The sequence below is a fragment of the Chitinophaga caseinilytica genome, assembly GCF_038396765.1.
GTDB lineage: Bacteria > Bacteroidota > Bacteroidia > Chitinophagales > Chitinophagaceae > Chitinophaga > Chitinophaga caseinilytica.
On sequence record NZ_CP150096.1, the window covers coordinates 5,532,146 to 5,555,349 of the forward strand.

Consider the following 23,204-nt stretch of genomic DNA (forward strand, 5'->3'; position numbering starts at 1 on the left):
GATCGTAAGTAAAATTTGATGCTTGCATGTCATACTTTACAGGTAAAGTATGGCCTGTTACTTACAATGTTTTTGATTTAAGCACACTGTCTGCCGATACCGGCTGCGGTGCGATGACTGCCCCGTCCTTTAAATTGCCGGTTCCGGACAGCACGATCTTCTCGCCTGCTTTCAACCCGTCGCTTACAAAATAAAGGTTGGCTGTCTTTCCGGAAATCCTGATAGGCCTGCTGGCCACTTTGTTGCTGTCTGCCACGGTGTATACCAGCACTTTGTCCTGGATCTCGAACGTAGCTTCCTGCGGAATGGTGATAGCAGCGGGAACTTCCTGTGCAAACCTTACTTTGCCCGTGTTGCCCGTACGCAGTACGCCATCGGGGTTGGGGAAAGTGGCGCGGAAAGTGATGGCGCCGGTGGTCTTATTGAACTGCCCGTCTATCGTCCCTAATTTTCCTTTCTCAGTGAACGTGCTGTTATCTGCCAGTATCAGTTCAACCGGAGGTGCATTCTTCAGTTTTTCTTCCAGCGTTTTGCCGGGGAAGTTGTTCTTGAATGTGATGAAGTCCGCTTCGCTCATTGAAAAGTAAGCGTACATTTCGCGCACTTCGGAAAGCACCGTAAGGGGCTGGGCATCGATGTTGCTTACGAGGGCGCCCACCTTATAGGGGATCCTTCCGATGTAACCGCTTACCGACGCGGTGACCAGGGTATAGCCTACATTGATCCGCGCGCTGCCTGCTGCTGCCTTGGCCTGGGCCAAAGCGGCTTTTGCTGCCTCATAGTTTGCTTTCGCCGTTTTCAGCTGTACCTCAGAGATCACGTTGCTGGCAACCAGAGGGGTCAGGCGGTCCACTTCAACCTGCGCCTTTTCAACGTTAGCCTGCGCAGCAAGCTGGTTAGAAGTGGCGCTGTTCAATTGCTCGGCGTATACCTTCGGATCTATTTTAAACAAAGGCTGCCCTGCTTTTACATAAGCGCCTTCATCTACAAATATTTTTTCGAGGTAGCCGGATACCTGCGGGCGCACGTCTACATTCACCTTTCCTTCCAGCGAAGCGGGAAACTCCAGGTAAGTGGTAGCCGGGGCCGATGTAACCACCATCACGGGCAACTGCGGGGGACCCTGCTGGGGAGGACCAGCCTGGGGAGATGAGCAGCTATATAAAAATACAGCCAACATCAGGATGCCTGACAAGTAACCGAGTGGCTTGTGTGTGGTCATTTTTTTGAGCGATAGTTCCATGTGTTATTAGTGTTATAGTATTTAACGTGAGTCCGGTTTAATCGGCAAGACAGGCCCGTGTTGAACATGTTACCGTTAACAGACCCATGCCTTGGTTTGCTGTATTTCAGATGTTTTTTTGTTCGCCATTAATTGTTTCAATACCGTCCGGCCTTATGCACGCGGCATAAGCATTGCTTTTTTTGTAAAAAAGCAATAGACATTACGGAAGATCCAGACATGGGCGTGCCTGACTATTCAAAACATGGTGTGAAAAAAGGAAAGACTACATACTGCCTGGGCCGCAGTAAAGCTGTAACGATCAGGGTCTTCAGCGCAAGTTGCTGACCATGCGCTATCGGATACTGTTACAGTTAGGTTACTTAACTTTCATGATCGTAAGAAATTGATGCGTTGCAATTGACACTGCAAATCTATAAAAAGTCACATTTGCTTGTACATTCCTAATCACGGGATTAATTGTACTTTTCGCGGATGCTTTTTTGAAACAAAGCGGGCGTTTGCCCCGTATGTTTCTTGAAGAACCTGGAGAAGTACGCGTCGTCGTCGAAGTTCAGCTCCCCCGCTATCTGTTTCACGGAGTGTTTTTGCCAGAACAACAGCCGCTTGGCTTCCATGATCCGCTTGGCGTCGATCACCTGCTTGGCGCTCCGCCCGATGGTATTTTTTACCGTATCGTTGAGATGGCCGGGCGTCACATGCAGCATTTCCGCATATTCGCTCACCTGCACCTTATCCCGGAAATGCACGTCTACCAGCACCTTGAACTGCACGCCCAGCGAGTTGCCGCCGTAATGCTCCGTCCGGTACTCCATCCTGTCGGGCCGCGCAATGCGCCCGCAGGCGATGATGAAGGCAGACAGTACGTTGCGGATGATGGGCTCCTTCCGGGGCCGGTCTCCCCGGTACTCATGCAGCAGGATCCTCGCAAACGACAACAGCTCCTGCAACTGGTGGTCTTCCAGGTGGAGGATGCTGTCCTTGAATATGCACTGCCAGCAACTGAGCACGCCGAGCGTTTCCGTGATGAGGAAATCCCGGGTGAAGTACATGGCCAGCACTTCCGCGTCCGCGCTTCTGTCGTGCTGGTGGATCTGGTCCGGTTCCAGCATGATCAGCGCGGGCGCCTGTATCGTATGTTTTTCGAAATCAATGTATTGCGTGACACTTCCCTTGAGGAGGATGTCAATGGTATATCCATCGTGCCGGTGCGGGGATGCGATCCCTTCCCAGTCGATCTCCTTCAAGTTGGCCAGGTGGATCATGAACTGCGATCCTTCTTCCGCAAGCGGAGAATCCTGCACGCTCACCAGGGGTATATGGTTGTACTTTGTCAGTTGCATGGGTCGTGTGTTTTAAGGTCATCATTCCCGTGCCGACGGTTTTCAATAAGCATAATTTCCGGCTGTAAAGATAAGGCTATTCCACCTTCTGGCGTTCCTGGACCAGTACAAGGTCAGACAGTTTGACCTGTATCGGTATGTTCCCGACCTGTACCACGGCGGCTTTGGCGCGTAATTCGAGCACTTTGCCCACCTGGTTGTTGGTCCGGATCTTCACCCGGTCGCCCACCTTTACATCTCCTTTTATCTCTTCGAACTTGTTGTCTATCTTCTGCTGTATCTTTTCGTTGGCCGCTTTGGCGCGTTTATGGAAGAGCAGCTCTTCCGCCTGGCGGATCACCTTATTCTTATCGTCTGTCCGCTTCCACTCGATCACGATCTGTTTGAGCTTGCGCTCCATGTCTTTCAGATACTGTATTTCCTCTTCACGGATCTTGTTCTGGAGCTTCTGGAGGGTATATTCATGCTGTTTTCGTTCCTTGTCCGACAGCACTTCGTATTCTTTCTTGAGTTTCTCGTTTTCTTTCAGCAGTTTAAGGAGGTCTTTCTCCTTGCTTTCCACCTTCTGCATATCCTGCTCCGCTTTGTTGAGGAGCTTATCGAGCCGGAAATGCCCTTCGTCCACCAGTTTCCGCGCGCGGTTGATCAGTGCAGGATCGAGGCCGATGCGCTGCGCGATGGAAAACGTGTAGGAGCTGCCCGGTTTCCCTACGATGAGGCGGTACATGGGGGCAAGATTTTCCTCGTCGAAGCCCATGGCCGCGTTCACGATCCCTTTTACCTTTCCGGCCATGACCTTGAGGTTGAGATAGTGGGTGGTTACGATGCCGAAGGCATGTTTGCGGGCCAGCTCTTCCATGATCACTTCCGCGAAAGCCCCGCCCAGGTTGGGATCGGAACCGGAGCCCAGTTCGTCGATGAAGAAGAGCGTTCTCCCGTTCGCGCTTTCCATGAAGTGTTTCATGTTCTTGAGATGGGAGCTGTAGGTCGACAGTTCGAACTCCAGGCTTTGCGTATCGCCGATATGGATCATGACCTGCCGGAAGATCCCCAGTTGGCTGGTGGGGTGCACCGGCACCAGGAGCCCCGCCTGCAGCATGAGCTGGATGAGGCCTACGGTTTTGAGCGTTACGGTTTTGCCACCCGCGTTCGGCCCGCTGATCACGAGGATGTGGTTATCCTTGTCGAGCGTGAGGTTCACCGGGATGGTGGGTTTCCCCTGTTTGCGGTTGTACAGCAGCAACAGGGGGTGGTATGCTTCCACCAGGTGCACCTGGGCGTGGGGTACCAGCATGGGGAAATTCCCGTTGATATCCAGCGCCAGCCGCGATTTTGCGCGGATGAAATCGTAAATCCCCAGGATGTCGTGGTAGCCGCTCAGCAGGTCGTGGTGTTTGGCCAGGTCTGAAGTGAGGGTGCGGAGGATGCGGTACACCTCTTTTTCCTCCTCCCTTTCCAGGGAAAACACCTCGTTATTAAGCTGGATGGTTTCCTCCGGTTCGAGGAACGCCGTTTTCCGGGTGTCCGACTCGCCGTGAAGGATCCCCTTCACCATGCGCTTCTGTTCCGCGAAAATGGCCACTACCCGGCGCCCGTTGAGGAAGCTTTCCTCGATGTCTGCCAGGTACCCCTGCTTCTGGAGTTTCGACAGGATGCGCTCGAATACCCGCCGCAGCTCCGTCCGTTTCCGGTAGAGGTTCATGCGGATTTTGGCGAGGTCGGGCGTGGCATTGTCCATCACCTGACCCGTTTCGTCGAGCACCTCGTCGATCATCGCCACGATCTTCTTTTCGTAATGCGTCCGTTCGATGACACCATACAGGGCGGAATAGGTTACCCGCCTGTCGGAGTCGAAGAACCGGAATATGCTGCCCATGCTTTCGGTCAGCTTGCGGATGAGCATAAATTGCTCCCCGGTGAGCACGGCCCCCTGGATTTCGAGGAGGCGGAGCTCCTTTTTCAGGTTGAGAACGTAATCGTTCGGGAAATGCTGCTGCAAAAGCACCAGCTGCTTGTATTCATGCGCCTGCTGTAAGGCAGTTCTCACGAAATCGATATGCGTATGCAGGCGCAGCTCGGCGGCCATCGTTTTGCCCAATTCCGTCTTGCAATGCTCCTGCAGCAAATTTTTTACCTTGTCAAATTCGAGCTGTAAGAGCGCCGAATCCGGAAATAATTTCACTTTTTTGTCAATTTTAATACTGGCTGCCGGCCCAGAGCAGCCTTTCCTTTTTTCGTTCCGCAAAGTTGGCCTATACCCGGCAATTGCTCAAAACTGATTGATCAACAACCGGCAACGAATGACAAATGCGGTTCATCACCCGTCCGTTCTCAAAAGAATGTTAAAGTTACTTAACTTGTCGATCCAATGCGCCCCCGATATCGTTAATTTGAGGACAATACTTCCAAATGAACTTACTGAAACATAGCCTGATCGTACTGTCGCTGCTGGGTTCCAGCCTGGCATCCTGCGGCAGGCAGACGGCTGAAAAAAATCAAGAACCAGGAGACATGACAATTCCAAAAGACACAAAAACCGCACAGGCCACCTTCGGAACGGGGTGTTTCTGGTGCACGGAGGCCCAGTTCCAGCAGCTGGAAGGGGTATTGCGGGTCGAATCCGGGTATTCCGGCGGCGCAAAGCCCAATCCCACCTACGAAGAGGTTTGCACCGGCAATACCGGCCATGCCGAGGTGGTGCAGATCACCTACGATCCGGCTAAAATCAGCTTCGCGGAACTGCTGGAAGCATTTTTCCTCGCCCACGACCCTACTCAGCTCAACCGCCAGGGCAACGACGTAGGCACGCAGTACCGCTCGGTAATCTTCTACCACGATGCCGAACAGCAAAAAGAGGCGGAGTTTTACAGGAAGAAAGTGAATGAGTCCGGGGCGTACAACAAGCCCATCGTCACCGAAATATCGCCTTTTACGGCGTTTTACAAGGCGGAGAACTATCACCAGGACTATTACAACCAGAACGGTTCACAGCCCTACTGTTATTACGTGGTGAAGCCGAAGCTGGAGAAATTCAAGAAGGCATTCGCCAACAAGCTAAAAAAATAGACGCCCTGGAGCGTCTATTTTTATTTTAAAGCAGTTCGATGTTTTTCGAGCCCTGGTATAGCCAGGACAGCAAAAAATAAGCAACTGCCGTGATAATGAGCACATATCCTGCAAACCCCAGGGCCATGGCCGTTCCGGTTTGCATCCAGCTGTTAATTTCCGCGAAATAGGCCAAAATCGCCAGGATCACTCCCGTGATTCCGCCAATGAAGGTTACCGTTCTCATTTTAGGTTATTCTTTAAGGGTTAAACGTTCGAACTGTCAGTTTTCTACATCCTATAACGTGCCATCCCCGGCAAAGTTTACAGGCGTGGATAAAGTTAGTCCCTGCCCCCAAAAATGTGGATAACCTGCCACGGAACGTACCCCATAACCGGGGAAATCCGGCACAAAAAAAGGGGACCGCCCGGAAGGCGGTCCCCATATTCATGCGATGCCTTTGCAGGCTCCGGCTTATTTCTTCTTCTTTTTGCCTTTGCTTTCGGCTTTGGGTGCCTCGGCAGTGAGGTCTTTCACGCGGATGTTGCGGAATTTCACGACTGAACCGTGGCCCAGGAACCCGATGTGCCCGGTGGTCCTTTTCAGGCCGGGGTGGTTCTTGTGGTCGATGGAACCGTTGTCGCGCGCTTCAGCGATATCGCCGTCGAGGATCACGGTGCCGTTCAGCTCCACGGTGATGCGGGTGCCTTTCACAGTCACCTGCTCGTAGTTCCACTCGCCTACCGGCTTCAGGAACCCGCGTTTTGCGGCGATCACGCCGTACACGGAACCGTGGTACTGGTACACCTGGAGGTTTTTATAGATTTCGGCTTCGTTATCGAGGATCTGGAGCTCCATCCCTTCGTACGCTGCGTCGCCGTCGAGGGGGGCGCGGATGCCCAGGCCGTTGTTGGCACCGGGGGTCAGCTGGAACTCGAAACGGTACACGAAATCGGCATACTCGTCTTTGGTGTAGAGGTTACCGCCGCCATGGCCGCCGGGGCGGCATACGATAGCGCCGTCTTCCATCACGTAGCTGGTGGTGTTACCGGTCCACTCGTGCATGTTGGTACCGTCGAACAGGATCTTGTACCCTTCTTTCTTTTCGTCGGCGCTCAGCTCGAAAGGTTTCGGCTGTTCGAACTCGCGAACGTACAGGTTGCGGTAGTACACGTTGGTACCGTGCGCCTGCAGTTCAAGTTGCTCGGAAGCGAAGATGGGCAGCTTGCGGTCCCAGTAGTTTTCCAGGATCACGTTATCTACCACCAGTTCACCATTCAGGTATACCGTAACGCGGTCGCCCTTCATGATGATGCGGAAGTTATTCCATTCGTTGATGGCATTGTCTGCCAGTTTCAGCGGTTTGGAAGCGTTTTTCTGGTTGTTGTACAGGCCACCGGAACCTACTTCAGCGCCTACGTCGCGGCGGGTAGTGTCCCAGATCTGAACTTGCGGGGTGCCACGAAGGTAAATGCCTGCGTCGCCGTTCGGCTCGATCTTCCAGTCAACGAACATCTCGAAATCACCGTATTTCTTTTCGGTGCAGAGGTTGTCGCCATGACCGTTGAACCACAGTACGCCGTCTTTCACGCTCCATCCTTCGCGCATTTTGGCGTCGGCTTTCTCCTGTTCTTTTTTCAGGGTAGCTGCGTCCATTTTGCTGCGTTTGATGGGGTCGGCCACGAGGCCTTTCCAGCCGCTGAGGTCTTTGCCATTGAACATGGACACGAACCCTTCGCCGGCGGGCATTTCGGAGAGGTATTTACGGATCGCTTCGCGCTGGTAGCCGGCATCGCCGCCTTTGAGCACGGAGGAAGTTTTTTCGAGGAGGCTTTTTACGATGTTGCCGCTGTAGCTTTTATCTGCCAGGGCGATGTTCATCACGGCCTGGGCCGCTTCCTGCTGGGCATCGTTATCGTCCAGGAACTGGCCGGCGAAAACGAGGGCGGGGAAGGTTTTGCATTGTTCTGCTTGCTGCAGGATGGCTTTCTTCAGGCCAGCGTCTTTGGTAAGCTGCATGGCGTCTTCCAGGTACAGCAGGCGTTGCTCGGCGCGGGTTTCGGCTTTGGCGAGACGAACGTAGCCTTTCAGGGCTTCGTTGCGGGCGCCGGCGTCTTTCCGGGCGATGTCGAGCAGTGCCGGCATGGCGGAAGCGTCTTTCCAGGCGCTGAGGGCGGCCACGGCAGCCTGTTTCTGCGCTGCGTCGCCTTTATCGGCCGCTTCTTTCACCATAGCGAGGGAAGAAGCGCCGCCGATGCCGCCGAGCACGGTGAAGTAACGGCCGCGTTTGTCTGCCGGCGCGCTTTTCATGGAAGCGATCACGGTTGCGGCGTCTCCTGCGCCTGCGGCAGCGATCACGGCATCCTGGATGCCGCTCACTTCCTGTGCGCCGGCGCTGTTCAGCAGCTGGAGCAGGGTGGCGAGGTTAGCGGAGCTGGCTACGTCTTTCAGGGAAGCGAAAGCCGCTTTGCGAACGTTTTCGTTGGGAGATTTGGTGAGGGGCAGCACCTGTGCGAAAGCACCGTCTGCCTGGCGGGTAGCCAGTACGTCGAGCAGGGCTACCTGTGCGCCGGCGGGAACGCCGGAAAGGGCCGCGGCCGACTGCGTAGCTACTTCATTGCCTTTGATGGTTTTGAGGGCAGACTGTACCGCTTCCACTTCTGCGCCGTTGCCTTTGGAAAGCACCTGCAGCAGGGCGGGAACGGCCTGAGCGCCGCCGATCTGGCCGGCAGCGGTGATAGCGGCGAGGCGAACGCCTGCGTCTTTGTCGCCCAGGAGGCGGTAAGCGGCAGGCAGCGCGATGGCTACTTTATTATTGCCCAGCATTTCGATGATATCGGCTTTGGCACCGGGAGACGCTGCTTTCAGCGCGTTCAGCCAGCCTGCGATGCTCACGGCGTTAAGGTGTTTGCCGGCCAGTTTGAGGGCGGCTACACGATACGCGTCATTTTCATGATAGGCAGCCAGCAGTCTTTTCTGGTTCTGATCGCCCTGGAGCTCGTCGAGCAGCGACAGTGCGGCGATGCGCACGTGGTTCTGGGCGGGGTCCTTGGCGGTGGTCAGCAGTTTCTCGGCCAAACCTGCGGCTTCCGCTTTTTTACCGGCGGCAGCGAGGTTCTGGATGTAAGCGAGGTACGCGGTGGTGGCGTTGGTTTCGTCGTATTTGTAACCGGCGCGCTTGGCGAAGCCTTCCAGCACGGGGGCCGAAGTGGGCGCTGCGATGTACGACAGTGCGTACAGTGCGGTTTTGGCCAGCATTTTGTCGGTAGACGAAGCCAGGGGCACCAGTACGGTGGCGGCTTCGGGCACGCGGGCGTCGCCGATGGCGAGCACGAGGCTTTGCTTGTTGCGGCCCTGTGCTTTATTGATACCGTCGAGCAGTGCCTTGCGGGATGCGGCGGAGTTGATCTGCACGAGGGTGCGGGCGGCGATGCCGGACAGGCGCTCGTCTGCCAGGTAACCGGCCAGTGCGGGAACGGCGTCATCGTTGCCGATGGCTTCGAGGCGGCGGATGAAGAATTCCTTCACCTCTTTATCCTGCACTTTTTCGAGTGCTTTCACGTAAGATTTAACGGCGGCAGCTTTGAGGCTTTCCTTGCCGGGTTGGGTCACGTAAAACGCGTAACCGGTGAGGGCGTATTCGGCGGCGGTGTTGTCGCCTTTGCCGGGAGCGGCCATCATGGAAGCGATGCCGAGCACGCCTTCTTCGCCCATTTCGGCGAGGGCCTTCATATTGGCTTCGAGGGCGGCGTTGTTATTGGCAGGTTGCTGTTGCAGCAAATCCGCCACTTTCGTATGTGCAGCACGGTTATCTGGCTTCGGTTGGGCGAAAACGGCCAACTGAGCGAGGCAACAGGCTGCGATCAGTAATGTTTTTTTCATCTGTGATGCTGTTGGAAAGGTGAAGGGCTAGATGGTCCAGGGTCCGCGCATGGCCGGGAAGATGAGGCGGTTGGCGCCTTCGTCGTTCACGAATTCCTGCTTCACGGGGTCGAACTCGAGGTTGCGGCCCAGTTGCAGGGCGATTTTGCCCATGTTGACGATGGTGGCGGAACGATGGCCGTTTTCTTCGTTGAGCGCGAACTTCTTGCGGTTCTTCACGGCATCCACGAAATCGGTCACCTGCGGCGCCGGGTCGGGGAATGCGGCCAGTTTCTTTTCCAGGTCGGGGATCGTGGATTTGAACCCGGGGTACAGTTTACCATTGGGCCCTTCGATATAGGCGGCGCCTGTTTCGGTGCCGGCACCGTCGAGCACGATCTGGCAGCCGTCGGCATATGTATAGGTGATCTTCCTCCAGGTCCCCACTGCATCGCAGTGCTGCTGGGGAGCGTCGATCTCCACTTTCACGGGGCTGGTATCATCTTTGCCGAGGAAATACTGGATGGGGTCCAGGTAGTGCTGGCCCATGTCGCCCAATCCACCGCCATCATAATCCCAGTATCCGCGGAACGTACCGTGTACGCGGTGCGGGTGGTAGGGTTTGTACGGGGCGGGGCCGAGCCACATGTCGTAGTCCAGTTCCTTGGGAACGGCCTGGGGCTCGAGGTTGGTTTTACCCACCCAGAAGAACTTCCAGTCGAACCCGGTGTGGCGGCTAACGGTCACTTTCAGCGGCCATCCGAGGAGCCCGCTTTCCACGAGCTTCTTGATGGGTTGAACGGTGGTGCCCATTCCGTAGAAACGGTCTGCGAAACGGAACCAGGTGTTGAGGCGGAAGATGCGGCCATGTTGCTGCACGGCTTCCACCAGGCGCTTGCCCTCCCCGATCGTGGCGGTCATGGGCTTTTCGCACCATACATCCTTTCCGGCCCGGGCCGCGTCTGCAGCGATGATGCCGTGCCAATGCGGCGGCGTGGCAACGTGTACGATATCTACTTCGGGGAGCTGGATGAGCTCACGGTAATCCGTAAACGTTTTCACTCCCTTGTCGCCCAGCTGGTTCATGGCCTGCTGGATATGACCTTTATCGACGTCGCAGATCGCCACTACGCGGGTGCCCGCATAACCGAAGTGACCGCGGCCCATGCCGCCGGTGCCCACTACGCCCTTCGTCAGCGTATCGCTCGGGGCAAGATAGCCGCGGCCGAGAACGTGACGGGGAACGATGGTAAAGGCCGCTAACGCTCCCAGGGAATTACGGACAAATGACCGCCTGGAAGGATGATTGACTTTTTTCCCATGATCTTTGTAAAAAAGGTAAAACGTGAATTTGGTGGGACAAAATACAAATTCAACATTCATATTCTAATACTATTCCACAAAAAGATGATGAACTTTATACCAGTATTTATCGAACGAAGGGACTTTAATAAAGATTTTATAGAAGTTTAATTAACTTTAAAGAAATGTTCGCCACTTTTCCGCCGCCGCCGCAACTTTCCGGGTACGTCCGGATGTTTTGGGTCTTCGAGCACGAGGTGCCCGCAGGCGAGGCGTATGTGTACCGGTCGATGGCCGACGGGTGTGCGGAATTGATATTTCATTACCGGAACCGTTTTGCGCCGCTCACGGGCACTGAGGGCGCGGGGTTTTCGCATCTTCACGCCCAGACCAGCCGGCATTCGCGGTTCCTCACGCACGGGAGCTTCGGGATTTTCGGCGCATACCTCTACCCTACGGCCGTTCCCGCGCTGTTCGGCCACAGTTCGGCCATCGTCGCCAACTGCATGCCCGATCTGCAAAGCATCATGGGCCGCAGCGGCATCGATCTGGAAGAACGCATCATCACCGCCCGCTATCATCATCAACGGGTAGAAATCCTTTCCGAATACCTCATTTCCCTCCTCCGGCAACGCAAACAGGAAGCCTCCGCCGTGCAGATCGCCGTGCGGTCGATCCTCGCGGCAGACGGGATGGTCAATATCAGCGAGCTTGCATCGTCCGTCAGCCTGTCTACCCGCCAGTTCGAGCGCAACTTCAAATCGGCAGCGGGTTTCACGCCGAAATTATTCACGCGTATCATCCGCTTCCACCGCGCGCTGAACGCTTACGGCGCGTTCGACGGCAATCTTGCGGGCCTCGCTTACGAATGCGGTTATTATGACCAGTCGCATTTTATCCATGATTTCCGGGAGTTTTCCGGTTACCTGCCGCGCGAATATTTCATGGGGCGGCCGGAAGGCATCGAGTACAGGGAGTAACCATGTCGCTTTTCTCCTATTTTCCCGCTACCGGTGCTTTTAACTTTGATAAAAATCATTTGTTATGACTACTGTGAACAAACCCGCGGGCAGCAACACCGTCAGCCCCTACTTCATCGTCAACGACGGCGAAAAATTCCTCGGATTCCTGAAAGATGTGCTGGGCGCCACGGAAAACGGCGTGTATCGCAGCGACGACGGGCAGATTATCCATGCGCAATTGCGGATGGGCGACGATGGCGGCATCATGTTCGGTGTGGCGAAGCCGGAATGGCCTGCGGAGACGGGCAGTGTTTTCGTGTATGTCGGCGATACCGACGGTATTTACAAAAAGGCACTTGCGCAGGGTAGCGAGTCGCGGCAGGCGCCGGAAGACAAAGACTACGGCCGGGCGGCGGGCTTCCGCGACCCATTCGGCAATACCTGGTGGATCACTCAGGTGTGAGCGGTGTAATAATCCCACATGATGCGGAACACTTTTTCCTTTAGGGCGGGCGTATCGTCGCGCGTGAGGCCTGTCGTTTCTATAGGTTCCAGGAAATGGTAGTCGATGCGATGTGGCCAGGCGTAGAGGAACTTCCCGGGCACCTGGATTTTCCGGGTGTGAAAGAGAAGTGATGGCATGATGGGGGTTTGCGTATCGATGGCGAGGTTGAAAGCCCCATCGTAGAATTCTTTGAGCGGCTGGCCGGTGCGGTTGCGGGTCCCTTCCGGGAAGAGGACCATGTGCATGCCCATGGCCAGCGCTTCTTTCATTTTCACGACGCTTTCGCGGCGGGAGGCTTCGCTGCTGCGGTCTACCATGATGCCACCGATGTGGTACATCATGCCGAACAGCGGGATTTTGCCCATAGACGATTTGGCGAGTGTTTTATTGACGCCGGGAACGCCGGGCGTGGTCACGGGCACGTCTATCAGTGAATTATGGTTGCAGACCACTACATATTGACGGCCTTTTTCGAAGAATTGGAGCCCTTTGCGGAAAACGGGGCATCCGATCATGGGCATGTAGAACTTCATCCAAACGCGGCCGATACCCAGAAAATAGCGGGTTTTGCGGGGATCAGGCAGGAAAGAGATGATCCAGATAGGGATAAGGACGATGAGCAGGGTAGCCGCGAAGAGCAGCAAACCGTAAACGGCATAAATTCGTCCAACGATATTTTTAAGCCAATTCATCAGTGTGCAAAATAGGTATTCGGATATTATAATTGCCAGTTGACGGGCTCCTGGCCTTGTTTGACGAGCAATTCGTTCGCTTTCGAGAAATGCCGGCAGCCGAAAAATCCTTTGTCGGCGCTGAATGGCGAAGGATGGGCGGCTTTGAGGACGTGGTGCTTGGTGGCGTCGATCAGCACCTGTTTATCCTGGGCAAAGCGGCCCCAGAGCATGAAGATGACGCCTTCCTTTTCGTTGGAGATTTTGCGGATGACGGCATCCGTAAAGTTTTCCCAGCCGATTTTGCTGTGCGAAGCGGGCTCGCCGTCGCGCACGGTGAGGAAAGCGTTGAGGAGGAGCACGCCGCTTTCGGCCCAGGGGGTGAGGTCTCCGGTGTCGGGGATGGCCATGCCGAGGTCCTTGTTCATTTCCTTGTAGATATTGACGAGGGAGGGCGGTGGTTTCACGCCTTTTTGAACGGAGAAGCATAAACCATGCGCCTGGCCGGGCCCGTGGTACGGGTCTTGCCCGAGGATGACCACTTTCACCTGGGAGAAGGGGGTTTTCTCGAACGCGTTAAAAATCTGGCTTCCATTTGGATAGATCGTTTTCCCGAGGGCTTTTTCGTGCTTGAGGAACATCACTATCTGCTCGAAATACGACTTCTGGAACTCTTCTTTCAGCGCATCTTTCCAACTGCTTTCAATCTTTACGTCCATTGCTGTAACTTTGTTTCAGAGGATAAATTTGATTTATTGACGGAAAATTATATAAATTTGCACTCCCAATAAAAAATTTATTGTGAATCCGGACCGGTAGCTCAGCTGGATAGAGCAGCTGCCTTCTAAGCAGCAGGTCATTGGTTCGAATCCAATCCGGTTCACTTTTCAGCCAAATCAGCTCAAACTGGTTTGGCTTTTTTTATGGGATTCTCCGCTATCCCAGGCACTTCCCATCCAATACATTCCCTTTTACATTCGGTCTAATTCGTCCCAATCCAATTTATAGATTATCACGTATTTGTATGCTAAAAAAGTTTTTCAATGGAAATTTCACAAATCATCGATTTTTTGGAGGCACCGGGTACTCGTTGGGGATCCAGATCCCATGAAAGGGTAATAAACAATTTTGACATCCAACCTTATGAATTTTTACGGTTTGCAGAACAAGATCTTGCCGCAGAATATGACCACAAATTAATTAACGCGTTGTCCAATGCCAAGCGTGCATTGGATAGTCAAGTCGATACTCTCCTTATTGGATTTGATTTTTACCAACAAGCAAAAAATAAAACGTGGAGCTTCCCTAAAAAGCTGGAAATCATTCAAAAACTAGGCATTTTGGCACCCAGGGTTTTGAGAAAAATCAATACTACCAGAAACTTGATGGAACATGATTTTGTAAAACCTCAGATCGACAAGGTGGAAGATTTCGTAGATATTACCTCCCTCTTTCTTGCATCCACGGATAAATATATCATGAACTTACCCGGAGAATGTGAATTTGAAAACGACGACCACAAAGATTATTGGTTGAGAATGAACTTGGACATCGAAGCCCCCAAACTATCAGTAATGGTTGTCAGCAAAGTGGCTGAAAATTTCGAAATAGACTTTAACAGTAATCATCCCGATTATCTCACTTTGCTAAAAGGTTACCTTCGGATTGGTAACGCCTATTAGTCCTAATTAGTTATTTTCTTCCTTTCATCGTCTCCATCAACTCCGCATTCGCCACTTTCATGATAAAATAAGGGTGCTCCGCTCCTTTCCGGCTCACCATCACGAGGAACGGCTCATCGAAATACAGGTGCTTCACCGGCAACACGTCATCTATGACTGTCGCGGCGCTATCCATGATAACCGCTTCACTTTCGACGATCACGCCTTTTTCATCCAGCTCGAAAGCGGTGCGCTGTTCCGCTACCTTTATTTGAAGCATCTGGCCGCGGACCGCCACGAGTTGGTCTATCAATTCCGAAAAAACCGTGGACAAATTAAACCGCACCACCGGGATTTTGACCACGTCCTCCTCCCCGATGAAATATTTCCAGAGATGCTTCCCCTTCGCCTTTTCCTTTTGCCCTTTGGCGATCGCGGCATCCACACGGCTGCGCATATTGGAAAGCTTTTCGCCCTCGGCAAACCCTTTCGCCAGGATCATCTCATCCTGCTCCGGGCCCGGCGTGAGCCGGATGACGAATTTATCGTCGCCCTCATAATACAGCACCCCGATCTGCCCTGCCATTGCAGCGTTGAAGACAGGCATGCCGAAGGCTTTCACGGTCGATTTCTTCCCGAAAACCATCCCACCTTCCACTGGATCGAAAGGCACCGCAAAAGGCAAATTGCGCTGGAAGGCCGCCGTTACTTTTATATCATCGCCCATTACTTCCACTGTTGCCTGGTAATCTCCCGGCAACAGGGATTTTTCCTCCTTCCGCGACGCATTCAACCGGCGGATCAGCGGCAACGTGCTTTCCTGGTCGCCGCCCATGAATCCGCAAAGACTGTCCCAGGCCATCGCGAAGCTCGCCGCATAAATGATATTATCTCCCGGCTCACCGGGGTGGTTGGGCACGGGCACGAAAGCCGTCCGCATAGACGAATCGATGCGCCTGGCACCGGTTTCGCCGCCGCGCGCGCCGTGCTGCTGGCAACCGGCCACAATCAACAGTAAAATGGGGAAAATGAGGGTACGGTGCATAGGATGTAATCAGGTATTCAAAGATCCTTCTTTCCTTCGAAAGTGCGTTTATACCACCGCACGAGGCGCTTCCCGGGCTTCATATATTCCCGCCAGCGCGCGTCTAGATGATGTTCCTTCCGCAGAAACGCGGCATCCGCCTCGGTTTGCGGCACTATCGACGCCGGATGAACGATCGGCATGGGCATTTCCACGATGGGCATGAACGCGAACGGATCGGGCTTATCCGCATGCGTATGCGTGGACCCCGTCCCGAACCCGATGTTGGTGATCAGGTTCACATTCGGCGCAATGCTGAGCCCGCCTTCAAAGAAAGCGAGGAAGTTGAACTGGTAATCCCAGGTATCGATCTCGCCGGATTTGAGTTTCCGGAAAATGTACAGCCAGTCGCTCACGAGGAAGCGGTCTTTCATCACTTTTTTCAACGCAGCTTCGGCACTTTCATCGGTATAACGCTCGAGATTGCGGTCGTATTGCCGCCAAACCCTCCTCCAGCTGGCCCATCCCCAGACATTGAGGTAACCGGAGAAATAATAGCTCCCCTCGCCCCATTGCCTCCCGAATTGCTTATTGGTACCCGCGATATGGAAAACCTGGTCGGTGTGCCGGTAACGTTTCAGCATCTGGTCGCAAAAGGCGAAAAAACTCGTGGCGGGCAGGCAATCGTCTTCCAAAACGATCCCTTCTTCTTCGTTGTCGAAAAACCAGGTGATGCCATCGGAAACGGCGATTTTACAGCCTTTGTTGACTTCGCTGAAAAGGGTTTTCACTTCGCAGTCCCAATCCACGTTCTGCACGATGCGGCGCACTTCCGCGCAACCGGCGTCGTCGTCTGGCCTGCCAGCCCGGGGGCCGTCGGCCGCGATATACAGTCTGGACGGTTTGACCGCACGGATGCGGTCGAAAACTTGTTGTGTAGTGCCTGGCCGGTTGAAAACGATGAACAACACGGGCGATTGTACCTTATATTCTGTCATGTCCCAAAGCAAACGGATCGCAGCGCCGATATGTTACAAAAGGCCCTGCTTGCCTGATCTTCGTTCAAATGTAATAAATTTCTGATAGGAATGAGGCGGTGGATGCGGCCTCAAAATCCTACATTTGCCCTCCTAAAGCAATTCCAAAAAGCATGAACGCCGTCCCGAAGGTTTCCATCGTCATCGCCACATTCAACGCCATGGTGCATCTGCCCGAATGCCTCGCGTCTATCCAGCGGCTGGGGCGGACAGACCTGGAGATCGTTATCGTGGACGGAGGGAGTACCGACGGCACCGTGGAGTACGTGCGCTCGCTGGAATGGCCGCACCTGCGCTGGGTGAGCGAAAAAGACAAAGGCATCTACGACGCGCTGAACAAAGGCGCGCGCATGGCGAAAGGCACCTGGGTGCAGTTCCTGGGGTCAGACGACCGGTTGCTGGAAGGCTTCTCCAGGCTGGCAGACCAGCTCAGTGATCCCGATACCATTTATTATGCGAACAGCGAGGAATGGTATTATGGCGACACGAAGCCCGACTACATCCTGCTCGGCGGCAAATTCAGCAATTACCGTATCGCCAAATACCCGGTGAACCACCAGGCGATCGTTTACCCCACAAAAATCTTCGCCACCCATTCCTACAACCTCAAATACCGGATCTTCGCCGACTACGCCCTCAACATCCAGCTGTGGGGCAACCGGCAATATAAAAAACGCTACGTTCCCCTCTACATCGCGAGCTACAACATGAACGGCTTCTCCTCTACCATGCGCGATATGGAATTCCGGGCAGACAAGCCCGCGCTGGTGCGGCAGCACCTCGGCTGGCTGGTGTATTGGCGGCTGGAGTTGAAGCGATGGAAAAAGAAACGGGAAGGCGATCTCGACTGGTAAGCCGGGTTCATGACAGGTCAGGAAGGAAAGGAATTACCGTTGATATGCGGGGAATGGTTACTTTCTGCCGGCACCACGGAGAAAAATGAGTGGGGATGCACGCGCAGGGCTTCTGCCAGCTCCAGGAGCGTAGACAGCTGCGGATCGATGTCGGCCCGCTCGATCTTGGAGATGCTGGCATGGTCTACCCGGCACATAGCAGCCAGCCTCCGGAGGCTGAGCCCCGCAGATTGCCTGATCTTTCTGATGTTCTGACCAATGGCTTTCCGTTCTATATGCTGGTTGCCGTTCGCCATGCGATTGCGGCAGCCAAATTGACTTTTTCTTTCCAAAAGTTGTTGGGCCATGGCCCAACAAGGCAAAATTTCCTTAACTTCCCATTGACAAATTCATCCACATCCATGACCGACCACCCCCTTCACGAAAAGATCCTTCGCTTCCTGGAACGTTTGCAGCACCTGGGCCCCACGTTCGTACACATCCGGCTTACCGGCAACGAAACCCATTACCTGCACAACCAGCCCATCCGCTACGTTTCGGTGGATGGCGAACCCTACACTTCCCAACACTATTTCCCGGCTTCCCCCGTTTCATCCAGCGTCATTATCCTCGCAAAAGATATTCACCCCCGGTGAATTTTTAATACATTATGGACATCATACCAACCGGGCATTCCTGCCCGGTTTTTTTATCTTGATAAGCCACCCCGCTTTCAATTGTAAAATCAGGGCCTTATATTTATACATATTTAATTTTCTTTAATCCCTTACACTACACACCCACATGAAAAAACTGCTATTGCTGTTTGGCGTATGCCTGTCTTCCACCTGTGCCTTTTCCCAATCTTTCATGCACGGAGCCGGCGTTTCGGCGTTTTTCGAGAAGTATAAGGACGTAGACATGAGCACCGCCGTCGGTTTCACCTACTCCCCGCGCCTCAATTTCGTGGAAACCGAAAGCATGTCCGTTTCCGTCGGCATTCCCATCAGCCTGGCCTTCTCCGGCAGCGGCCAGTACAATTCCCGCGAAGGGGCTACAGACGATTTCAAGCTGGGCATCCTCATCAACGCCCCCGTGATCGTGAACCTCAACTTCGGCGCAGGTTCCACACCCGATAACGAAAGCCGCCTCGGTGGCTTCATCGGCGGCGGCGGCGGCTTCCATTGGGGCGCTTCCACCGATCAGCTGGACCAGAACGGCAACGTGAAAAACGTAGGCGGCACCACTTTCGGGTACACCGGTAACGCCGGCGTTCGGTTCGCCATAGGAGACATGGGCAACACCCTGGAAATCAAGGCCTCCTACTTCAAAGGCGTCAACGAAAACAAATTGGACCTCATCGGCATCGCGGGCATCTTCAACTTCTGATCCCCCCGGCCATCCACCCAAATAAAAAGGCTGACCGCTTTGGTCAGCCTTTTTATTTGTCCGGGAAACACCGCTCCCCCGCTACAATTCCAGGAACTGCCGCGTTCGGTTAATGCGAAGATCGCGGAGGATGCCCGCTTTCGGGTTGATGGTGATACTGAACTGGCGGTAACTGCCGAACGGCACCAGGTTGATGCTCATCTGCCAGCAGTGCAGATCGCGCGAAATCGTCAGCGTGGTATAGGCAACCTGCTTGTTCACAAAGTCGAAACCACTGTTCAGCAGGATCTTCCACTTGGGCGTCAGGCTGAAATCACCGTTGACGTTCAGGTACTGCGTGAACTGCGTGGAATCGCGGGACCGGTCTATCGAACGGATGCGGCTATAGTTAAAGCTGTAAGACAGGTCTACGCGCCAGGGAATGTCGAAATCGACATATTCTCCCGGGTTGGCACGCATCAGTTCCAGCTGCCGCCGCTGTTCTTCCAGCTGCGCTTCCGGCAGTACCCCGTCTTCCTCCATTTCCTCCTTCTTCTTTTCCTTCTCCTTCGATTTGGCGTCCTGGCTCTGGAACGATGTACTGAACGCGATGTTGGCGTTCGTCAAACGGCCCAGGCTGAATTTATCGCCGTTCCACGCATATTTATCTATCCGGTAACCGAACTGGTTCACCTGGTAAGGGCTCACCGTCGCGCTCGCCGATACGTTCAGCTTGTCAAACAAGTTTGTACGTGCGTTCAGCGCGAAGTCAGACAATTTAAAGCTGTCTGCGACGAGGTTATAGCTCGAGCTGATCCCGAAACCGTCGAGCAGCTTCACTTTCCGGAAACCGGAAGTGTCCTTGTCCGACCGCACCTTCATTTCCAGGTTGTTATCGATGCCGAACGTAAGACCGGCGAAGGTTTCCCTCGACGATCCGCCGAAAGCCGAACCGGCGTAGTGGGAATACCAATCATACCTACCGTCACGGTCCATCTGGATGTATTCCCATTCGTTTTTTGCCAGGTTGGGAGAATAATTGACCCCGAAGTTGGGGCGCATCACGTGGCGGATGGCCTGCACGCGCGATTTCTTGTTCCTGAAACCATACATACCGTATAGCGCCGTGCTCAGCGAAGCGCCGGTAGACATGGCGCTGGTGCGGTAAAACCCGTCTTCGTAGGTGGTATCGAGCAAACTTGCTTTATTGGGATTGTACGTCAGCGTCTGGCGGCGAACGTACCATTTCTCCGTGTAGTTCACGCTGGGCGTCATGATGATGTTCCGGGTGACGGGGATAGACAGCGTGATGGGGATCTGGTGCTGCATGCCGGCCTGGAGGTTATCGAACATCGCGGGCTTGCCGAAAGTGGAATCCGCAAAACGGACGCTATTGCGCAGCAATGCATTATAGCTGACGCCGATCTTTTCGTACCATTTCGGGTTGCCGACCATTTCCTGCCGCTGGAACGGGTAAATGGTATTGACGTTGAACGAACCGTCGGGCAGGCTGATGTCATATTGCCGGGTTTCGTTATTCTGGGAGTGCCGGGCCGCGAGCGTCATGTTGTAAGGCTTGCCCACCCAGCTTTTTGAATAGTTGATGGAAGAGCCGATGTTATTATTGAGGCGCCGCCGGGCGTCGTACACGTTATTCCTGTTGAAGCTGGCCGTTCTGAAATCCACGCTGGCGCCGAAGTTCGTTCCCGGCCGCGCCTTGCCGTCCTGGCTGTGGCTCCAGGTCACGCTGAAGTCTTTCGAACGGGTAAAGTTATCCTTGACCTCGGGGTCGCCGATGCGGGTGAGCGAGTAGGCGAAGTTGAAACCGCCATTATATTTATATCGCTTGCGGTAGGTAGGACTGAAGATCGTTCCCCAACTGCCGTAGGAATAGATGTTGGCGCGGACGGTAAGGTCGAGGTACTCCCCCAGCCCGAAATAGTACCCGCCGTTTTCCAGGCCAAGCCCTTTTTGCAGGTTCACCACGTATTGCGGCGGCAGCAGACCGGTCCGCTGGCCGGAGCTGATCGGGAAAATCGCGAAGGGGATGAACAGCGGCGTCGGGATACCTTCGATCTCGAGGTTCGCCGGGCCGGACACGATCAGTTTATTCGGAATTACCTTGATTTTTTTAGCGCGGAACGCGAAGTGCGGCGTATCCAGGTTACAGGTGGTGTAACCGTTGCGGAAACCGAAAATGGTATTGTCGGGCTGCTTCTTCACTTTCTGGCTGGCCACGAAACCTTCGCCGTATTGCGCGCGGGTTTGGTAGATCATGGCTTTGCCGGTATTGAAGTTGTACTGCACGGAGTCCATCTCTGAACTGGTGGCCCCGTCGTTCAGCACGGCTTTATCTTTGGGTTTGCCGGCCGTATCGATCCCCATCCTGGAGGTGAGGATGCCGGTGGCCTGGTTGAAATCCATCGTGCTCCCCGTCAGTTGGGTGTTCTCATATTTCACATCGGCCTTATTATATAGGCGGAACTCCTTTTTCTTTACGTACATGACGATGGAGTCTTCCGCTTTATAGTTCACGGGCGCGGTGAGGCTGTCTTTGGAAAGCTTGATGCCCACGGTGTCTGTCGCTACCCTGGACGAGTCCAGGTTGGCGGAGTCGGCGACGGCTGGTGGAACGGAATCGCGCGCGGGCACGGGGCGCGGGCGCGAGGTATCGCGGGAAAGGGAATCCCTGTTCGGGAAAGTCACCGCGTGGGGCCGGGGAACGGTGTCTGTGAAAATTTTGTTAAAGTGGATCGGCTGAAACGCAGCAGCGAAGCCTATTTCGTCTTTCAGCAAGGACCAGCCCGCGAATAAAAGTACCGTCAGCGGCAGGAACCGCCGCCTTAAAAAGTTTTTTAAATTATTTTTGCAGAAAGGGTCCATGTGTTAAGCGGGCACAAACCTACATGATTTTGCACAATTTATTAAATAGATCGTAAATAGAAAATGTAGGCAAGTGCAGCGGCAGGGAATGGACCCGTGACGAACGAATCGGACACAACCCATTAAAATACAGTATTGACATGCGCTGGAAAAGAGTTTTATTTTCAGGATTAGGCATAGGAATGCTCTATACCTTTTTCATTCAAGCAAAAATTACACCGGATTCCCGAAGTCCCGTGCAGGAAAAACCCATCCGCACCATCGTGGTGGACGCCGGCCACGGCGGTACCGACCATGGCGCCCGCGGGGGATATTCCAGTGAAAAGGACGTAACGCTCGCCGTTTCCCTCAAACTGGGCAAAGTACTCGAAGAAATGTTCCCGGACGTAAAGATCGTGTATACGCGGAAGGTGGACCGGTTCGACGATGTGAACCGCAAGGCCGCCATCGCCAACGAAGCCAAGGGCGACCTTTTTATTTCGATCCATTGCAATGCCGCGCCTGACATCAAGCGGGTAACAGGATACAAGACCCAGACTTACCGCGACAAAAAGAAGCGCAAGCGTACGCGCCAGGTGCCTATCTATCAATCGTACCCCAATCCTGCCAAGGGAACGGAAACGTATATCTGGGCCACGAGCAAGAATAATGCGAAGTCGGAATCGCTCCGCAACAACTCCGTGATCGTGTTCGACGCCAATTCGGAGGAAACGCAGCAGTTGATGGATACCAAGGACCCGGAGACCATTATCATGCTCAATACCCTCCGCAACGCGTTTTTCGACCAGAGCCTCCGGCTGTCGAACCTCGTGGAAGATGAGTTCACCAACGCCGGGCGGATTTCCCGCGGGGCGCGCCAGCGGAACGAAAAGGGGATCCTGGTACTGCATGCCACCGCCATGCCCAGCGTGCTGGTGGAACTGGGCTTTATCAGCAACCCCGAAGAAGAGAACTACCTGAATTCCGCCGACGGCCAGAATGAAATGGCCCACTGCATCGCCAGGGCGGTAAAGAAATACAAGGAAGAACTGGAAAGGACGCATAAAGCCGGTGGCTCCGCCCGCCCGGCAGAAACACCCGCGCCCGCCCAACAGCATCCCGAACCGCTCCCGCCTGCAAAGGTGAACCCGGCCCAGGAGCCCCCCGCAGCATCTGCAGGGGCCTCCGCCGCTGCGGGCACCGATTTCCGGGTGCAGCTGCTCACCACCGAAAAAGTTTATACCTCCCGGTCCAGCCTCTTCAAAAACCTGAAAGGCGGCGTAGACCGCGAAACGCTCCGCCAGAAAGGGAAATCCATCAATAAATACATCTGGGGCAACTTCCGCACCGAAGCGGAAGCCAATGCCGCCCTCTACAAAGCCCGCAAAAACGGGTTCAAAGACGCCTTCGTGCTCACGTACAGGAACGGCGAACGAATCGACTGACCCCCTGTTTCCCCTACCCGGCTGGCCCGCCTTTTGCATTA

20 protein-coding genes and 1 tRNA gene are annotated in these 23,204 nt (G+C 54.3%); 9 read left to right on the plus strand and 12 right to left on the minus strand.

Going from position 1 to position 23,204, the window contains the following annotated elements:
* Positions 1–61 precede the first annotated feature (61 nt).
* The 3 genes from WJU22_RS22835 to WJU22_RS22845 all read right to left on the minus strand — a co-directional run bounded on the left by WJU22_RS22835 (position 62) and on the right by WJU22_RS22845 (position 4,768).
* Positions 62–1,243: an efflux RND transporter periplasmic adaptor subunit gene (locus WJU22_RS22835; RefSeq protein WP_341840488.1), complete on the minus strand. Its 1,182-nt coding sequence runs from the start codon at positions 1,241–1,243 to the stop codon at positions 62–64.
* A gap of 455 nt (positions 1,244–1,698) precedes the next feature.
* Positions 1,699–2,586 carry a helix-turn-helix domain-containing protein gene (locus WJU22_RS22840; protein ID WP_341840489.1) on the minus strand — a complete coding sequence of 296 codons (888 nt, stop codon included), beginning with the start codon at positions 2,584–2,586 and terminating at the stop codon, positions 1,699–1,701.
* Between the two features lie 76 nt (positions 2,587–2,662).
* Complete coding sequence (locus WJU22_RS22845; RefSeq protein ID WP_341840490.1) at positions 2,663–4,768, minus strand: endonuclease MutS2; 2,106 nt, start codon at positions 4,766–4,768, stop codon at positions 2,663–2,665.
* 329 nt (positions 4,769–5,097) lie between these two features.
* On the opposite strand from WJU22_RS22845, the gene msrA reads away from it, so the two are divergent.
* Positions 5,098–5,652, plus strand: a complete 555-nt coding sequence (gene msrA, locus WJU22_RS22850; RefSeq protein WP_341840491.1) for a peptide-methionine (S)-S-oxide reductase MsrA — start codon at positions 5,098–5,100, stop codon at positions 5,650–5,652.
* Positions 5,653–5,677: 25 nt separating this feature from the next.
* On the opposite strand, the gene WJU22_RS22855 is transcribed toward msrA, so the two are convergent.
* From WJU22_RS22855 to WJU22_RS22865, 3 genes are all read right to left on the minus strand, one after another.
* Complete coding sequence (locus tag WJU22_RS22855) at positions 5,678–5,878, minus strand: hypothetical protein (RefSeq protein ID WP_341840492.1); 201 nt, start codon at positions 5,876–5,878, stop codon at positions 5,678–5,680.
* Positions 5,879–6,106: 228 nt separating this feature from the next.
* Positions 6,107–9,514 (minus strand): DUF1080 domain-containing protein, encoded by a 3,408-nt coding sequence (locus WJU22_RS22860; protein WP_341840493.1) that lies wholly within the window; start codon positions 9,512–9,514, stop codon positions 6,107–6,109.
* A 27-nt stretch (positions 9,515–9,541) separates the two neighbouring features.
* Positions 9,542–10,876, minus strand: a complete 1,335-nt coding sequence (locus WJU22_RS22865) for a Gfo/Idh/MocA family oxidoreductase (protein WP_341840494.1) — start codon at positions 10,874–10,876, stop codon at positions 9,542–9,544.
* A gap of 104 nt (positions 10,877–10,980) precedes the next feature.
* On the opposite strand from WJU22_RS22865, the gene WJU22_RS22870 reads away from it, so the two are divergent.
* Both WJU22_RS22870 and WJU22_RS22875 read left to right on the plus strand, forming a co-directional pair.
* Positions 10,981–11,775, plus strand: a complete 795-nt coding sequence (locus tag WJU22_RS22870; RefSeq protein WP_341840495.1) for a helix-turn-helix domain-containing protein — start codon at positions 10,981–10,983, stop codon at positions 11,773–11,775.
* A 64-nt stretch (positions 11,776–11,839) separates the two neighbouring features.
* Complete coding sequence (locus WJU22_RS22875) at positions 11,840–12,220, plus strand: VOC family protein (protein WP_341840496.1); 381 nt, start codon at positions 11,840–11,842, stop codon at positions 12,218–12,220.
* Here the strand turns inward: WJU22_RS22875 and WJU22_RS22880 are convergent.
* A complete protein-coding gene (locus WJU22_RS22880; protein ID WP_341840497.1) occupies positions 12,211–12,954 on the minus strand; it encodes a lysophospholipid acyltransferase family protein in 744 nt (247 codons plus the stop codon). The genes WJU22_RS22875 and WJU22_RS22880 overlap by 10 nt on opposite strands.
* A gap of 26 nt (positions 12,955–12,980) precedes the next feature.
* Entirely contained in the window at positions 12,981–13,652 is a 672-nt protein-coding gene (gene ung / locus WJU22_RS22885) for a uracil-DNA glycosylase (RefSeq protein ID WP_341840498.1), read from the minus strand.
* A gap of 90 nt (positions 13,653–13,742) precedes the next feature.
* Here ung and WJU22_RS22890 point away from each other — a divergent pair.
* Together WJU22_RS22890 and WJU22_RS22895 are read left to right on the plus strand one after the other, a co-directional pair.
* Positions 13,743–13,816, plus strand: a tRNA-Arg gene (locus WJU22_RS22890).
* 160 nt (positions 13,817–13,976) lie between these two features.
* Positions 13,977–14,615 (plus strand): hypothetical protein, encoded by a 639-nt coding sequence (locus WJU22_RS22895; protein ID WP_341840499.1) that lies wholly within the window; start codon positions 13,977–13,979, stop codon positions 14,613–14,615.
* Positions 14,616–14,625: 10 nt separating this feature from the next.
* On the opposite strand, the gene WJU22_RS22900 is transcribed toward WJU22_RS22895, so the two are convergent.
* Positions 14,626–15,639 (minus strand): hypothetical protein, encoded by a 1,014-nt coding sequence (locus WJU22_RS22900; protein WP_341840500.1) that lies wholly within the window; start codon positions 15,637–15,639, stop codon positions 14,626–14,628.
* Between the two features lie 17 nt (positions 15,640–15,656).
* Entirely contained in the window at positions 15,657–16,616 is a 960-nt protein-coding gene (locus WJU22_RS22905; protein WP_341840501.1) for a hypothetical protein, read from the minus strand.
* Positions 16,617–16,768: 152 nt separating this feature from the next.
* On the opposite strand from WJU22_RS22905, the gene WJU22_RS22910 reads away from it, so the two are divergent.
* Positions 16,769–17,509, plus strand: a complete 741-nt coding sequence (locus WJU22_RS22910) for a glycosyltransferase family 2 protein (protein WP_341840502.1) — start codon at positions 16,769–16,771, stop codon at positions 17,507–17,509.
* A gap of 17 nt (positions 17,510–17,526) precedes the next feature.
* On the opposite strand, the gene WJU22_RS22915 is transcribed toward WJU22_RS22910, so the two are convergent.
* Positions 17,527–17,805 (minus strand): helix-turn-helix transcriptional regulator, encoded by a 279-nt coding sequence (locus WJU22_RS22915; protein ID WP_341840503.1) that lies wholly within the window; start codon positions 17,803–17,805, stop codon positions 17,527–17,529.
* 105 nt (positions 17,806–17,910) lie between these two features.
* On the opposite strand from WJU22_RS22915, the gene WJU22_RS22920 reads away from it, so the two are divergent.
* Together WJU22_RS22920 and WJU22_RS22925 are read left to right on the plus strand one after the other, a co-directional pair.
* Entirely contained in the window at positions 17,911–18,144 is a 234-nt protein-coding gene (locus tag WJU22_RS22920) for a hypothetical protein (protein ID WP_341840504.1), read from the plus strand.
* Between the two features lie 148 nt (positions 18,145–18,292).
* Positions 18,293–18,877: a hypothetical protein gene (locus WJU22_RS22925; protein WP_341840505.1), complete on the plus strand. Its 585-nt coding sequence runs from the start codon at positions 18,293–18,295 to the stop codon at positions 18,875–18,877.
* Positions 18,878–18,958: 81 nt separating this feature from the next.
* Here the strand turns inward: WJU22_RS22925 and WJU22_RS22930 are convergent, their stop codons facing one another.
* Positions 18,959–21,652 (minus strand): putative LPS assembly protein LptD, encoded by a 2,694-nt coding sequence (locus WJU22_RS22930; RefSeq protein ID WP_341840506.1) that lies wholly within the window; start codon positions 21,650–21,652, stop codon positions 18,959–18,961.
* A gap of 323 nt (positions 21,653–21,975) precedes the next feature.
* Here WJU22_RS22930 and WJU22_RS22935 point away from each other — a divergent pair, with 323 nt between their 5' ends.
* Positions 21,976–23,163 (plus strand): N-acetylmuramoyl-L-alanine amidase, encoded by a 1,188-nt coding sequence (locus tag WJU22_RS22935; RefSeq protein WP_341840507.1) that lies wholly within the window; start codon positions 21,976–21,978, stop codon positions 23,161–23,163.
* Positions 23,164–23,204 lie beyond the last annotated feature (41 nt).

Bases quoted from the DNA above. Each gene is read 5' to 3' on its own strand.
- WJU22_RS22835 (WP_341840488.1), bottom strand. From the start codon at position 1,243: ATGGAACTATCGCTCAAAAAAATGACCACACACAAGCCACTCGGTTAC.
- WJU22_RS22840 (WP_341840489.1), bottom strand. From the start codon at position 2,586: ATGCAACTGACAAAGTACAACCATATACCCCTGGTGAGCGTGCAGGAT.
- msrA (WP_341840491.1), top strand. From the start codon at position 5,098: ATGACAATTCCAAAAGACACAAAAACCGCACAGGCCACCTTCGGAACG.
- WJU22_RS22855 (WP_341840492.1), bottom strand. From the start codon at position 5,878: ATGAGAACGGTAACCTTCATTGGCGGAATCACGGGAGTGATCCTGGCG.
- WJU22_RS22860 (WP_341840493.1), bottom strand. From the start codon at position 9,514: ATGAAAAAAACATTACTGATCGCAGCCTGTTGCCTCGCTCAGTTGGCC.
- WJU22_RS22865 (WP_341840494.1), bottom strand. From the start codon at position 10,876: ATGAATGTTGAATTTGTATTTTGTCCCACCAAATTCACGTTTTACCTT.
- WJU22_RS22870 (WP_341840495.1), top strand. From the start codon at position 10,981: ATGTTCGCCACTTTTCCGCCGCCGCCGCAACTTTCCGGGTACGTCCGG.
- WJU22_RS22875 (WP_341840496.1), top strand. From the start codon at position 11,840: ATGACTACTGTGAACAAACCCGCGGGCAGCAACACCGTCAGCCCCTAC.
- WJU22_RS22880 (WP_341840497.1), bottom strand. From the start codon at position 12,954: ATGAATTGGCTTAAAAATATCGTTGGACGAATTTATGCCGTTTACGGT.
- ung (WP_341840498.1), bottom strand. From the start codon at position 13,652: ATGGACGTAAAGATTGAAAGCAGTTGGAAAGATGCGCTGAAAGAAGAG.
- WJU22_RS22895 (WP_341840499.1), top strand. From the start codon at position 13,977: ATGGAAATTTCACAAATCATCGATTTTTTGGAGGCACCGGGTACTCGT.
- WJU22_RS22900 (WP_341840500.1), bottom strand. From the start codon at position 15,639: ATGCACCGTACCCTCATTTTCCCCATTTTACTGTTGATTGTGGCCGGT.
- WJU22_RS22905 (WP_341840501.1), bottom strand. From the start codon at position 16,616: ATGACAGAATATAAGGTACAATCGCCCGTGTTGTTCATCGTTTTCAAC.
- WJU22_RS22910 (WP_341840502.1), top strand. From the start codon at position 16,769: ATGAACGCCGTCCCGAAGGTTTCCATCGTCATCGCCACATTCAACGCC.
- WJU22_RS22915 (WP_341840503.1), bottom strand. From the start codon at position 17,805: ATGGCGAACGGCAACCAGCATATAGAACGGAAAGCCATTGGTCAGAAC.
- WJU22_RS22920 (WP_341840504.1), top strand. From the start codon at position 17,911: ATGACCGACCACCCCCTTCACGAAAAGATCCTTCGCTTCCTGGAACGT.
- WJU22_RS22925 (WP_341840505.1), top strand. From the start codon at position 18,293: ATGAAAAAACTGCTATTGCTGTTTGGCGTATGCCTGTCTTCCACCTGT.